10 protein-coding genes are annotated in these 13,212 nt (G+C 74.0%); 3 read left to right on the forward strand and 7 right to left on the reverse strand.

Annotated features, from left to right (window positions below; genetic code table 11):
- Entirely contained in the window at positions 1-4,161 is a 4,161-nt protein-coding gene (locus DLJ53_RS31905) for a hypothetical protein (protein ID WP_111352380.1), read from the forward strand.
- Between the two features lie 278 nt (positions 4,162-4,439).
- Here DLJ53_RS31905 and DLJ53_RS31910 read toward each other — a convergent pair whose 3' ends face one another.
- The 7 genes from DLJ53_RS31910 to DLJ53_RS31940 all read right to left on the reverse strand — a co-directional run bounded on the left by DLJ53_RS31910 (position 4,440) and on the right by DLJ53_RS31940 (position 11,356).
- Positions 4,440-5,210, reverse strand: a complete 771-nt coding sequence (locus DLJ53_RS31910) for a cyclase family protein (RefSeq protein ID WP_111352381.1) — start codon at positions 5,208-5,210, stop codon at positions 4,440-4,442.
- 169 nt (positions 5,211-5,379) lie between these two features.
- Positions 5,380-6,672, reverse strand: coding sequence for a sialidase/neuraminidase family protein (locus DLJ53_RS31915; protein WP_111352382.1), 1,293 nt, complete (start codon positions 6,670-6,672; stop codon positions 5,380-5,382).
- 90 nt (positions 6,673-6,762) lie between these two features.
- Positions 6,763-8,031, reverse strand: coding sequence for a hypothetical protein (locus tag DLJ53_RS31920; protein ID WP_111352383.1), 1,269 nt, complete (start codon positions 8,029-8,031; stop codon positions 6,763-6,765).
- Positions 8,032-8,912: 881 nt separating this feature from the next.
- Positions 8,913-9,956, reverse strand: a complete 1,044-nt coding sequence (arsB, locus tag DLJ53_RS31925; RefSeq protein WP_111352446.1) for an ACR3 family arsenite efflux transporter — start codon at positions 9,954-9,956, stop codon at positions 8,913-8,915.
- 83 nt (positions 9,957-10,039) lie between these two features.
- Positions 10,040-10,465 (reverse strand): arsenate reductase (glutaredoxin), encoded by a 426-nt coding sequence (gene arsC, locus DLJ53_RS31930; protein ID WP_111352447.1) that lies wholly within the window; start codon positions 10,463-10,465, stop codon positions 10,040-10,042.
- Positions 10,462-10,995, reverse strand: coding sequence for an ArsI/CadI family heavy metal resistance metalloenzyme (locus DLJ53_RS31935; protein ID WP_111352384.1), 534 nt, complete (start codon positions 10,993-10,995; stop codon positions 10,462-10,464). Before DLJ53_RS31935 ends, arsC begins: the two co-directional genes overlap by 4 nt.
- 16 nt (positions 10,996-11,011) lie before the next feature.
- Positions 11,012-11,356, reverse strand: coding sequence for an ArsR/SmtB family transcription factor (locus DLJ53_RS31940; RefSeq protein ID WP_111352385.1), 345 nt, complete (start codon positions 11,354-11,356; stop codon positions 11,012-11,014).
- Positions 11,357-11,531: 175 nt separating this feature from the next.
- Between DLJ53_RS31940 and rfbC the strand changes: the two genes are divergently transcribed.
- Both rfbC and rfbD read left to right on the forward strand, forming a co-directional pair.
- Positions 11,532-12,083 carry a dTDP-4-dehydrorhamnose 3,5-epimerase gene (rfbC, locus tag DLJ53_RS31945; RefSeq protein ID WP_226584379.1) on the forward strand — a complete coding sequence of 184 codons (552 nt, stop codon included), beginning with the start codon at positions 11,532-11,534 and terminating at the stop codon, positions 12,081-12,083.
- 7 nt (positions 12,084-12,090) lie between these two features.
- Positions 12,091-12,957 (forward strand): dTDP-4-dehydrorhamnose reductase, encoded by an 867-nt coding sequence (rfbD, locus tag DLJ53_RS31950; protein ID WP_111352386.1) that lies wholly within the window; start codon positions 12,091-12,093, stop codon positions 12,955-12,957.
- Positions 12,958-13,212 lie beyond the last annotated feature (255 nt).

Raw genomic sequence — 13,212 nt, forward strand, 5'->3', positions numbered from 1 at the left:
ATGGCCACCGTGGCGCTCTACCCGGCCCTGACCAGCGCGGACGACGCCAGGGACGTCATCCCCCGCCTCGCCGCCCACCTCGCCCCGGTCCTGGCGCGGGTCGAGGCGGTGTCGGTCGCCTCGACCCTCGGCCCGCTGCAGCTCTCGGGCCTCGCGCCGCCGTCGTCGCTGGCCCTGCCGGCCTCGTCCGACGCGCTCGGCGACAGGCTCACCGTCTACCCGGCGAGGGGCATGGACGAGGCGGCCTGGACGAGCCTCATCGGCGCCGCCGACACATTATATATATGGCAGGTCCCGCGCGCCGGGACGGGCCCCTTCGCCACCCTCGAGGCGCTGCGGGCGGCCGCCCCCGGCACCGCCCTCGTGCTCGCCGACCCGGAGGTGACGCCGGACGACACCGCGCGCCTCGCGGCCATGACCCTCGCCCTGTCCGGCGCCGCCGGGACCCTCGCGGCCGAGAGCGAGGCGAAGCGCGCGGCCCTCGCCGGGCGCATCGGCGCGAGCGTGGCCCATCTCGTCGGCGCCGGCGCGTCGGCCGCCCAGCTCCGCCACTTCGACCTCCGGGAGGGCGACGTCGTCGCCGCCGGCGCGCTCGCCGTCGAGCCGGAGCGCTTCGCCGCCCTCGCCCCGCGGATCGTCTGCGCGGGGGACAGCGCCCTCCACGTCGGCCCGTCCGCCGCGGCGGTGCGCGTGCGCGCGGCCCTCGACGCCGCGCTCGAGGCGCACGACTTCACCCTCGTCGTGCCGCTGCGGGACCTGCCGGCCCACCTCGCTGCCATCGCGCCGGCGCACCATGGCCGGGTGATCGGCCTGCCGCTCGAGGCGGACGCGCCGGACGACGCGCTCGGCTTCATGCTGGCGTTCGCCGCCGCTCTTTATGAGAGCGTCACCGTGTCGGGCTGGGACGGCCTCGCCGTGCCGCGGGCGCTCGCGGCGAGCCTGAGCGCCGCCCATCCCGCCCACTGCGCCGCCCGCCTCCACCCCGGCGACGCCGATGGGGCGGACGCCGCGCTCGAGGGGATCGCCGCCGCGGCCGAGGCGCGGGGCGTCGCCATCGCCGCGCTCACCGCCTCGGACCGGCCGGCGCTGCTGCGCCGGGGCGCCGCCGAGCCCCGCGCCGCGGCGCCGCTCGCCGACCCGGACGGGCCGGTCACGGTCCTCTCCCTCGCCCCGGGGCTCGTCGACGCCGCCGGCCGCGCCTTCGCCGCCGAGGTCCGGCTGGCGGCCGAGCTCGCCGCGCGCGGCGTCCGCCACCGCGTGGCGGCGAGCCAGCACATGCGGCCCGACGCGGCGCCGGAGCTCGACATCGACCCGGCCCTCTCCCTCTCCTGCCGCACCCTCGGCACCGCGGCCGAGCGCGATCCCGCGGCGCTCCCCGTCCTGACGGCCCGCGTCGCGGCCGAGTTCGCCCGCACCGTCGACCGCGCGCTCGCCGGGGCGCCGGGCCCGCTCCTCGTCACCCTCGACGAGGGCAGCCTCGCCCACCTCGCGATCCTCGCGCGGCTCGCCGAGGGGCGGCCGGCGATGCGCGTCCTCGTCCACCTCTCGAGCCTGAGGACGGAGGAGATCCGGGCGACCGACTTCACCGTCCGGCACGCCGCGGCACTTTACGCCCTCGCCGCGAACGACGCGGTGCAGGCGACGGTCCCGACCGTCCACCAGCGCGACGCGCTCGTGGCGCGGACCGGCATCGCCCTTTCCGTCGCCCCGCGTCCCTCCCCGTTCTTCGCCGACGCCGAGGCGCGAGAGAGGGCGGCCGCGCCGCTGGCCCGTCCGGCGGGCGGGACGCCGCTTCGCATCCTCCTGCCGGCGGCGCGCGCGGCGGAAGGGGCTGCGCTGTCGGCCGGGATCGGCGCGGCGCTGCGCGTCCTCTTCACGGGCGAGCCGCTCAGCCTCGTCTTCGGCACCGACCCGCTGGCGGCGGCCGGGTCGTGGGCGCTCAAGGACGCGCTCGGCCCGTTCGAGGTGCTGCCGCCGGGCCTCTCCGGCGGGGCGTTCGTCGACGCCCTCGCGGCGGCGGACGCCGTCGTCCTCCCGCTGCTGCCGCCCGGCTTCGCCGACCGCCCGACCGACCTCGCCGCCGCCTGCCTCTATGCCGGAACGCCGGTCGCGACGTGCTCGGGCACGTGGCTCGCCGCGTTCGTCGCCGACCACCACGGCGGCATGGTGGTCGACGCGCCGGTCCCGCGCACGCTCGCCGAGGCGGCGGCCCGGCTCGCCCGCGCCGGGCGTGCCGGCCGGCTCGCCTTCGGCCACGGGGTCGAGACGTGCCTCGCGGCGCACTCCTGGTCGGGCCTCGCGGACCGGATCCTCGCGGCGGCGCCGCTGGCGAAGGGGGCGGCGTGGCGGCGGAGCGAGGCGGCCCACGTCGAGGCGATCGACGCGGGCGCCCTCCCCCTCGTCACCGCGCAGCGCGGCGCCGGGATCGACTATGGCCGCCTTTTCAATACCCTGGCGCTCGCGCCGGCGGCCTCGCGCACGCTCTGGAGCGGCCTGCGGACCGACGGGTTCGGGGTACCCCCGGACCCGGAGACGGACCTTTCAGCGGGCCTTTCGGGCACCCTGATCGTGGCCGACCCCTACGTCTACGCCGCCGCGCGGGCGGGCGCGGGCGGGGCGTGGCAGGTGGTCGACGCGCGGCCGCTGGAGCCGGACGCGCGGATCGCCCCGCTCACCGCGGCGACGGCCGGGGCGCTCGACGCCGCCGGCCCCGAGACCGCGCTCATCCTTCTGGAGAGCTTCGACGAGGGGATGGCCCCGGCGCTCTGGCGGGCGCTGGCGCGGGCGCCTCGCGCGGGTGTCGTGCTGGGCGTCGCCCGCCCGGCGTTCGACCGGCCGGGCCGCGTCGCCGCCCACCTCGGCGAGGAGCTGGAGCGGCTCGGCTTCACCGTCGCGCTGGTGGAGCGCCGCCCGGACGGCAGCGGGGCCGCGGCGCTCTGGCGGGCGACGCTCGGCCCCGTCTGGCCGGCGACGCCGAGTGTCCCGGCGGACGTGGTCGCCGTGCGCGGCGCGGGCGCCGCGGCGCTGAAGGCGGCCTTCGCCGCCGCCCTGACGATGCCCGACACCGGGCGCCTTCCGCCGGCCGAGATCGGGGCCGCCGCCCCGGCGGAGCCGGCGCAGGCCCTGCCGCTGAGCCCGGAGACGACACTGAAGGCGGTGCGCGACCCGGACACCGACGGCTGGACGCTCGCGAGCCTCGTCGCCGCCGGCGCGGCGGAGGACGGGTTCGTGCCGTTCGCCGAGGCGGAGGCGGCGGACAAGCGCGTCCACAGCGCCGGGGTGCGGATCGAGGCCGACACGCCGCTGACGGTGAGCGTCGAGGTGCAGCCGCTCACCACGCGCTACGTCACCCTGGCGCTCGCCGACCCCGGCAACCGCCCCCTCGCGGCGGCGGTGTTCGATCTGGTGGAGGACGAGGTCCTCTCGGTGACGCGCGACTCGCGTGCCGTGCCGGTGACCCCGAGCGCCGGGCTCGCCGCCGACGGCGCGGTGCGGCGGATCTGGCTGTCGCTGGAGGAGCTGGAGGCGGTCGGCCCGGTCATCACGCAGGTGGTGCTGCGCGAGGACGCCTCCGGCTCGGTCCATTATGTCGGCACGCCGCGGCGGCGGATCGGGCTGCGCCACCTGGTGGTGGAGCGGCGCGCCGAGCCGAGCGTCCTGCCGGACGAAGGCCTCGCCCCTCTGGCTCCTCCGTCCCCCGGCGCGCCGGCGGTCCCGGCGGCGGGCGAGCCGGCCCCCGCCTCCGGTCCGGCCCCGGCAGCCCCGGCGCCCCGGCAGGAGCGCTTCGCCGCCGACCTCATGGCGCGCCAGGTGGGCGCGGACCCGGCGACGGCCTGGGTCGCCGCCGAGACGGCGGAGGTCGAGGCGGCGCCGGAGGGCCTCGCCTTCGCGCGCAACGGCTGCCCGTACACGGGCCAGCTGGCGACGGTCGTCGACGTCGGCCGGTCCGGGCCCTACCGGATCGCGTTCGACTTCGCGGCGGTGGAGCCGGAGGTCCACATCGTGGTGAACGACAAGGTGGTGCAGCGGATCAACGATCCGGGCGCGGTGACCGTCGAGGTCGGCGCGACGACGCCGAGGATCGCGATCGAGCTGCGGGCCGCCAACTCGCACATGGGCCGCTTCGTCCTGAAGGGTCTCACGGTCGAGGCCGCGGCCTGAGCTGCGGCGATGCCCGAACGGCGCACCGCGCTCCCCTCGCGCGGCGCCCGCATGATCCGGGGCGGGAGCCTGATCGCCGGAGCCGCCGTCGCGCCCCCTGAAAGGCAGTGTCCGGGGCCCGGTGCAAGGGGCCGGAGGCCGGCGAAGCCGCTTGCCCTTGCGCCGGGTCCCGGACGCTGCCAGGGGGCAAGCGCGACGGTGGTTCCGGCGGTCAGGCGGGACTTGATCGCTGGTGGGACCCGAGCCCGCCGGAGGCTCCGGCCTTCCGGACCCGGCGCCTAGTCCTCGAAGATGGCGACGGCGCGGGTGAAGCCGGCGGAGGCGCCTTTGATCTTGAAGGGGAAGCAGGCGACCCTGAAGCCGCTCGCCGGCAGCGTCTCGAGGTTGGCGAGCTTTTCCATGTGGCAGTAGCCGGTCGTCATCGACGCCCGGTGCCCTTCCCAGATGATCGAGGGATCGTGCGTCTCGGCCCATCGCCTGGCGGTGTGGACGAAGGGCGCGTCCCACGACCAGGCGTCGGTGCCGGTGACGCGCACGCCTCTGGAGAGGAGCCACTCGGTCGCCTCGCGGCCGACGCCGCAGCCGGAGGCGAGGTAGTCCGGCCCGCCGTACCGGGCGCCCGCGGCGGTGTTGACGAGGACGATCTCGAGGGGGGCGAGGGTGTGGCCGATGGCGGCGAGCTCGGCCTCGATTTCGGCCGCCGTGACCACGTGGCCGTCGGCGTAGTGGCGCAGGTCGAGCTTCACCGCCGGGGCGAAGCACCACTCGAGCGGCACCTCGTCGATGGTGATCGCCCGCTCGCCGCCGTTCATGGTGGAGTGGTGGTGATAGGGCGCGTCGAGGTGGGTGCCGTTGTGGGTGGAGACGGTGAGGCGCTCGACGGCCCAGCCTTCGCCGCCGGGCAGGTCGTCGGCGGTGAGGCCGGGGAAGGCGGAGGCCATCTGGCCGACGCTCTCTCTGTGGGAGACGTACTCGATCCCGGGCAGCATCATCGGCGGGTCGCTGGCGATCCCGGCTTCGAGGGCGTTGGAAATATCGACGATCCGCATGGGCGCCTCCCTGTTGCAGCGCGCCGTCCGGAGCGGACGGCGCGCTGGTGTCTTCGCTGCCGAGGGCGCGCACGACCGCGGCCTTGTCAACGCCCTCCCCGCCCCGGAGCGCCCCCCGAAGCGCCTGCGGACAGGGAACCGGCCGACCCGCCGACCGGGGCAGGCGCCCTCACAGCAGGGCGACGTCCTCGACCGTGTCGCTCACCGTGTCGATCACGAAGGAATAGAGCCCGCTGACGCCGTAGACGCCGGGGACGTTCACCTGCGTCAGCACCACCAGCTCGTCGTCGAAGTGCTCGGGCGCCTCGAAGCGCACGAGGGGCAGGTCGGGGATCTCGAACGGGAGCGGCTCGGTGCGCAGGAGGCAGGGCACCTGCAGCACGGCCTCCTCGCTCCAGCTGGCGCCGCCGTCCTCGCTCTCGTAGACGACGAGGCGGCCCGGGCTGTCGTGGTCGTCGGCGACCAGGTGGAGGCTGCCGTCGGCCCCGGCGCTGATCTGCACGTTCGTGGCCGCGAGGTCGCCGAGGGGCGCCGCGGGCGCACCCCAGGTCCCGGTCCCGCCGTCGTAGAGCACGACGCGCACCACCTCGTCCTCGCCGACGCTCGCCAGGACGATGTCCTCGCCGAGGGTGGTCGTGCTGAAGTGGCTGGCGAAGCGGCCGGCCGCGCCGGTGCCGCTCACCGGCTCGGAGGTCCATTCGCCGGTGCCGGCGTCGTAGGCGAGGAAGGTGAAGGCGTCGGCGGTGGCGGCGAGGACGCCGATCCCGTCCGGCGTCGACAGGACGCGGAAGGAGCCTGCCGCCACGTCCGGGTCGACGAGGGGCTCGGCCCGGGTCCAGGTCAGGCCGTCGTCCGACCAGGCGAGCACCAGGGCGAGCCCGTCCGGGGTCTCGACGTTGCAGGCGACGGCGAGCCGCCCGCCGTCGTCCATGACGATCGTCGGGTTGGTGCTGGCGTCGTCGACGCCGCCCGTCACCTCGGAGGTGACGGCAAGGCTCCAGCTCCCGTCGGCCGGGTCGTAGTCGTAGGCGGCGTAGATCACGCTGCCCTCGCCCGTCGCGGTCACCACCAGGAGGCGGTCCTCCCCGTCCACGAGGCGGATGTCGGCGGAGGAATCGGCGGTGTCGGGGATCTCTCCGGCGCGCTGCCAGCTCTGGCCGGCGTCCTCGCTCGACAGCAGCGTGAGGCCGCGCCGTCCGCCGAGGTTGACGAGGGCGTGCAGGTGGCCGTCGGAGGTTTCGACCACGTGGTCCTGCATGCGCGAGACGATCAGCTTGGGGGCGTTGAACGTCCAGGCCTGGCGCACCGGACCCTGATCGATCACCGGGCCCGCGCCCGCCCGGCTACCGCTCCAGGGGTCGCCGCCTGGGGGATCGCCGCCCGAGGGATCTTCGCCGTGGCCGGGCGGGGTCTCGGCGCCGAAGAGCGCCGTGCCGGAGCGCTCGCGCGGGAACAGGGTCATCGAAGGCTCCGGCTCTCGTGGGTCGTGTCGACGGCGGCCCGCCGCCTGCGCCGCCGCTCTCGCGGACGCCCGGTCGTGCGCGCCACGCTTTTAGAGGAGCGACAGGTCCTCGGGCACGGCGTGGGCATCGGCGAGGGCGTGGATTTCGGAGCCGGCCGCGGCGGTGCGGGCGGGCGCTGCGGACTCGGAGTCGGGGTCGGTGTCGACGACGAAATAATAGAGGCCGTTCGGGCCTTTGAAGCCGTCGAGGAAGGGGAAGTAGAACTGGTAGGCGACGTAGAGCTCGTCGTCGAAATGCTCCGGCGTCTCGAACCAGCGGACCGGGGCGAGCTCGAAGAAGCCCGGCACGTCGAGGACGGCTTCCTGCTCCCAGGTCGTGCCTTCGTCCTCGCTCTTGAGGACGACCAGCGTGCCGTCGTCGTAGTCGTCGTAGGTGATGTAGATGTTGCCGTGCGAGTCGGCGCTCATCTGCACCGACGTCGCCTTGTCCGACAGGGCGAGAGACGGGGTCGCCGCGTCGGTCCAGGCCTTGGTTTCGGCATCGTAGTGCAGGAACTGGATCCGGTTGTCGTCCGACACGGTGACGAGGAAGATGTCGTTGCCGACGGTCGTGGTCGAGAAGTGGGTGGCGTAGATGCCGAGCGGGCCCTGGTCGGCGATCTTCTCGTAGACCCAGGCGCCGTCCTCGAAGGTGACCCAGAAGAGTTCGTTCTCGTTGGCGTAGATGCCGCCGAAGCCGTCCTCGGTCGGCAGCACGCGGAGGGCGCCGGCGGTGACGGTCGGGTCGAAGCCGTCGATCTTCAGCCAGTGCCCGTCCTCGGTCTCGATGGCGATGACGCCGCGCACGCCGTCCTCGCCCGACACGTTGTAGGCGACGAGGGTGCGGCCCTGGCCGCCTTCGATGATCGTCGGGTTGGTGGTCTCGGCGTCGATGCCGCGGGCGACGACGACGGAGGTGTCCTCGACCGTCCAGCTCGCGTCGGCCTCGTCGTAGTCGAGGGTGGCGGTGGTGATGCCGTTGGTGTCGTTGGTGTAGACGATCATCAGCTCGTCCTCGCCTTCGACGAGGCGCAGGTCGGACGAGCCGAGGGTGTGGAAGTCGTCGAAGTGGCCGGTGACGTCCCAGGAGGCGCCGTTGTCGATGCTGGTGAAGAGCGTCAGGCCGCGCTCGGGGCCGAGGTTGATCGCCATGTGGAGGGCGCCGTCGGAGGTTTCGACGATGTGGTCTTGCATGCGCGAGACGAGCATCTTGGGCGCCTGGCGGGTGAAGGCTTCCCAGACGACGCCCTGATCGATGATGTTGCCCTCGTTGGCGGAGGCTCTCCCTCCACGGTCGTTCAGGCGGGGCGCGAGGGCCATCAGGGTCTCTCCAGCAATAGCTTCGTCACAAAATCAACGCACTCGCCGCCGGTTCCGGAGCGCGGCTCCGGTCCGGGCGGGCGCCGTCGTTCCGCCGGTCGGATCGGCAAGACCGGAGGGATCGACCGGCCGGATCGCCGAACGGCGCGCGGTGCGCCCGGGGCTATGTCATAAGAAAGACCTTGCCTCCAGTGAATTTCCGGCGGGATCGAGCAGTACAGTTCACGATCGCTTGTACCCGGCCTGGGGAAGACCGGTTTTCCCGGTCGCCGGAGGAGGAAAGACATATTCTCGACTCGGGATCCGGGAGGAAATACCTTGGAGGGGGTGGCCTATTTCTCGCACAGCTCAAGAATAAATTCGTTTCACAAGGTTGTGAAGTAAGCGAAGGTCCTGCCGATTCCGGGCCTATTCCGATCCGGGCCGGGCCGCGGATGGCCTTCCGGTCGCCCCAATCCCTCCGCAACAGGGGCATTCGCCCGGCCGGACGCCGGGTTCGGGCCGCGATATAAGGTCCGCCTGCCCCATGCCGCCGAGAGGCGGACGCCCGGCGGGATTCGCCCGCGCAGAGCGCTCCCCTTCCCCGGCGCTCCTCGCGCGGCGCCGACGCAATCCGGGGCGGGAGCCTGATCGCCGGAGCCGCCGTCGCGCCCCCTGAACGGCGGTGTCCGGGAGCCGGTGCAAGGGGCCGGAGGCCGGCGAAGCCGCTTGCCCTTGCGCCGGGTCCCGGACACCGCCAGGGGGCAAGCGCGACGGCGGTTCCGGCGGTCAGGCGGGACTTGATCGCTGGTGGGACCCGAGCCCGCCGGAGGCTCCGGCGGTCCCGGGGAGGGCCGGCGCCCTCGTCCGCGCCCTCGTCTGCGCCGTCGTCCCGGGGGAAGCTACGCCGCCGCCCGGTGCGCCGCGCCGCGCTCGTACCAGCCGCGCGAGCGGCGCACGATGGCGGCGACCGAGAGCATCACCGGCACCTCCACCAGGACGCCGACGACGGTCGCGAGGGCGGCGCCCGACTGGAAGCCGAAGAGGGCGATGGCCGTTGCCACGGCGAGCTCGAAGAAGTTGCTGGCGCCGATCAGCGCCGAGGGTCCGGCGACGCACCAGGCGACGCCGAGGCGGCGGTTCAGCCAGTAGGCGAGGCCGGCGTTGAAGTAGACCTGCACCAGGATCGGCACGGCGAGCATCAGGATGACGGCCGGCTGCTCCAGGATCGCCCGGCCCTGCAGGCCGAACAGGATGACGAGGGTCAGGAGCAGGGCGGCGAGCGAGAGCGGGCCGAGCCGCCGCAGGGTGGAGGCGAGCGCCGCGGCGCCGCCGTGCGCCAGGATCGCGCGGCGCCAGAGCTGGGCCGCCACCACCGGCACGACGATGTAGAGGACGACCGACAGCACCAGCGTGTCCCACGGCACGACGATCGCCGACAGGCCGAGGAGCAGGCCGACGATGGGCGCGAAGGCGAACACCATGATGACGTCGTTGAGGGCGACCTGGCTCAGGGTGAAGTGCGGCTCGCCGTCGACGAGGCCGGACCAGACGAAGACCATCGCGGTGCAGGGCGCGGCCGCCAGCAGGATGAGGCCGGCCATGTAGAAGTCGATCTGGTCGGCCGGCAGGAAGGGGCGGAAGATGACGCCGACGAAGAGCCAGCCCAGCAGCGCCATCGAGAACGGCTTGACGAGCCAGTTGACGCCGACGGTGGCGAGGATGCCGCGCCAGTGCCGGCCGACCTCGCCGAGCGCGGCGGGGTCGATCTTCAGGAGCATCGGCACGATCATCAGCCACACGAGGACCGCGACGGGGATGTTGACCTCGGCGAGGGTCGCGTTGCCGACCGCCTCGAACAGGCCCGGCGCCTGCCGGCCGAGGACGATGCCGGCGACGATGCAGAGCGCCACCCACAGGGTGAGATAGCGTTCGAAGACCCCCAGCCGGGCGCCCTCCCGGGGCGCCGTCGCGGCGGGGCCGGGAGCCGGGGACGGGGCAGCGACGCCGCCGCCGGCGATGTCGCTGCTCACGGCTTCACCGGGCGCCCGGCGGCGTCCACGACCGTCTCGCCGTCTTCCTTGGCGAAGGCGCCCTGCTGCGGCGCCGGCAGGATCTCGAGCACCGTCTCGGACGGGCGGCACAGCCTGACGCCGAGGGGCGTCACCACGATCGGCCGGTTGATGAGGATCGGGTGGGCGATCATCGCGTCGATCAGCGCGTCGTCGGAGAGGCTCGGGTCGTCGAGGCCGAGCTCGTCGTAGGGGGTGCCCTTGCGGCGGATGACGTCGCGCACGGGAAGGCCCGTGCGGGCGACGAGGTCGACGAGGGTCTCCCGGCTCGGCGGGGTCTTCAGGTACTCGATCACCTCGGGCGTCTCGCCGCTGTTGCGGATCATCGCGAGGACGTTGCGGGAGGTCCCGCAGGCGGGGTTGTGGTAGATCGTGACGCTCACGACGCGGCTCCCGTCCCGCAGCACGCCGCCTCCCGGGCGGGGCCGCAGCAGGCCGGCTCCGGGACGGCGGGCGCGGGGCCGCAGCAGCCTCCGCTCCGCGGCCCGGCCGGGTCGGCGGCGTCGGCGGGGTGGCGGATCGGGCCGAGGTCGACGCTGTCGCCGTAGTCGACGCTCTCGCCGCTGGTGAGGAAGGTCTCCCAGGAGACGCCCTGCGGGTCGGCGACCCAGGCCTTCTCCGAGCGGGCGTAGCAGCACACGGTCTCGCCCTCCTCCAGGACCGGCCGGCCGGCCTCTTCCAGGCGGGCGTAGACGTCGGCGAGCTCCGCCCTGGTCTCGACCTGGATGCCGAGGTGCTCGACCCCGCCCTCCCGCCCGCGGGCGGAGATGGCGAAGTTCACGCGCGGGTCGTCGAGCATCCACTTGGCGTAGTCGCTCTTCACGACGGTCGGCTCGGCCGCGAAGAGGGTCGAGTAGAAGCGGATGGAGGGGTCGAGGTCCGTCACGGACACGTGGACGTGGAGGCGCTTCATAGGATCGGGATCCCGCTCAGGAGGGGGTGAAGACGGTGTCGCAACGGGGGGCGGCGACGTCGCAGGCGGCGCCGCTTTCCCGGCAGCAGTTCTCGGTGAGGTAGGCGACGAGGCCGTTCATGGCCTCGTAGCGGGCGGCGTAGATCATCGACCGTCCGTCGCGGCGGACGCTGACGAGGCCGGCCTGGCGCAGCTGCGTCAGGTGGAAGGAGAGGGTGGCGGAGGCCATGCCGCCGAGCCGCTCGCCGATCTGGCCGACGGCGAGTCCGTCCGGCCCGACCTCGACGAGGAGGCGGTAGATGTCGAGCCGCGACTCCTGGGCGAGGGCGGACAGGGCGGTGATGGCCTGTGACTTTTCCATATTTCTAGATCTATCGAAACAATTGCTCCCGTCAAGTCCCCGCCGGCCCCCGGGGACGGGCGGCGCGGCCCCCCGGAGACGCCGCTCGTGTGGCGGCAAAGTCCTGACCGTGAATGCGTTTACCCCGCTGGCGCGTTGCTCTATAGCGGGACCAGGCACGTACGAAGGGCTTCCCGTGGACTGCACCCCGCTCAGAATTTCGGACGTCATCCTCCTTCAGCCGAAGCGCTTCGAAGACGACCGGGGATGGTTCCAGGAGACCTGGAACGCCCGCACCCTCGAAAAGAACGGCATCACGCTCGACTTCGTGCAGGACAACCAGAGCCTGTCGCGCAAGGCGGGCACGGTGCGCGGCCTCCACCTGCAGGTGGCCCCCTACGCCCAGGCCAAGCTGGTGCGGGTCGTCGTCGGCGCGATCATCGACGTCGCGGTCGACATCCGCGAGGGCTCGCCCACCTACGGCCAGTGGGTCTCGGCCGAGCTCTCCGCCGAGAACGGCGCGCAGCTCCTCGTCCCGCGCGGCTTCGCGCACGGCTTCCGAACCCTCGTTCCGGACACCGAGGTCTGCTACAAGGTGGACGGCTTCTACGACCGCGCCAGCGAGCGGGGCATCCGCTACGACGACCCCGAGCTCGGGATCGACTGGGGCCCGGAGGCAGAGATCCTGCTCTCCGAGAAGGACAAGGTGCTCCCCCTCCTCAAGGACCTCGGTCCCGTCAGCTTCTAGGCACGCCATGAAGGTTCTCGTCATCGGCCATTCCGGGCAGGTCGCACGCGCGCTGGTGGAGCGGGCCGACGGGGACACGGTGACGGCCCTCGGCCGCCCCGAGATCGACCTCGCGGCGCCCGACACCCTCGCCCGCGCGTTCGACGCGGCGACGCCCGACGTCGTCGTCAACGCCGCCGCCTACACCGCCGTCGACGCCGCCGAGAGCGACGAGGACGCCGCCCGCGCCCTCAACGCGACCGGTCCGGGCCGCCTCGCCGAGCGCTGCGCGGCCGACGGCGTGCCGCTCATCCACATCTCCACCGACTACGTGTTCGACGGGACGCTCGACCGGCCCTACCGCGAGGACGACCCCATCGCGCCGCAGAGCGCCTACGGGCGCACCAAGGCGGAGGGCGAGGCCGCCGTGCGCGCCGCCGGCGGCAGGACCCTCGTCGCCCGCACCGCCTGGGTCTACTCCCCGTTCGGCAAGAACTTCGTGAAGACCATGCTGCGCGTGGGCGCCGAGCGGGACACCCTGACGGTCGTCGCCGACCAGCACGGCAACCCGACGAGCGCCCTCGACATCGCCGACGCCCTCCTCGCCCTCGCCCGCCAGAGCGCGGCCTGGCCGGACGGCGGCGAGATCGTCCACGTCGCCGGCCGCGGCGACACCACCTGGTGCGACTTCGCCCGCGCGATCGTCGCCAGCCTCCCCGAGCCGCCGACGGTGAAGGCGATCACCACCGCCGACTACCCGACCCCGGCGACGCGCCCGGCCAACTCCCGCCTCGACGGCACGCGCCTCGCCGAGCGCTACGGCATCGCCATGCCGCACTGGACGCAGTCGCTCGACGTCGTCCTCGCCCGCCTCGCCGGGTCCCCGGAAGGCTGACCGGCCGTTCCAGGGACACCTGATCGGGACCGCCGGAGCCTCCGGCGGGCTCGGGTCCCACCAGCGATCAAGTCCCGCCCGACCGCCGGAACCGCCGTCGCGCTTGCCCCCTGGCAGCGTCCGGGAGCCGGCGCAAGGGCAAGCGGCTTCGCCGGCCTCCGGCCCCTTGCACCGGCTCCCGGACACTGCCTTTCAGGGGGCGCGACGGCGGCTCCGGCGATCAGGCTCCCGCCCCGGATTGCGTCGGCGCCGCGC

Origin of the sequence: Acuticoccus sediminis (genome assembly GCF_003258595.1) — a bacterium.
GTDB lineage: Bacteria > Pseudomonadota > Alphaproteobacteria > Rhizobiales > Amorphaceae > Acuticoccus > Acuticoccus sediminis.

Bases quoted from the DNA above. Each gene is read 5' to 3' on its own strand.
- DLJ53_RS31905 (WP_111352380.1), top strand. From the start codon at position 1: ATGGCCACCGTGGCGCTCTACCCGGCCCTGACCAGCGCGGACGACGCC.
- DLJ53_RS31920 (WP_111352383.1), bottom strand. From the start codon at position 8,031: ATGGCCCTCGCGCCCCGCCTGAACGACCGTGGAGGGAGAGCCTCCGCC.
- rfbD (WP_111352386.1), top strand. From the start codon at position 12,091: ATGAAGGTTCTCGTCATCGGCCATTCCGGGCAGGTCGCACGCGCGCTG.
- DLJ53_RS31935 (WP_111352384.1), bottom strand. From the start codon at position 10,995: ATGAAGCGCCTCCACGTCCACGTGTCCGTGACGGACCTCGACCCCTCC.
- DLJ53_RS31940 (WP_111352385.1), bottom strand. From the start codon at position 11,356: ATGGAAAAGTCACAGGCCATCACCGCCCTGTCCGCCCTCGCCCAGGAG.
- DLJ53_RS31915 (WP_111352382.1), bottom strand. From the start codon at position 6,672: ATGACCCTGTTCCCGCGCGAGCGCTCCGGCACGGCGCTCTTCGGCGCC.
- DLJ53_RS31910 (WP_111352381.1), bottom strand. From the start codon at position 5,210: ATGCGGATCGTCGATATTTCCAACGCCCTCGAAGCCGGGATCGCCAGC.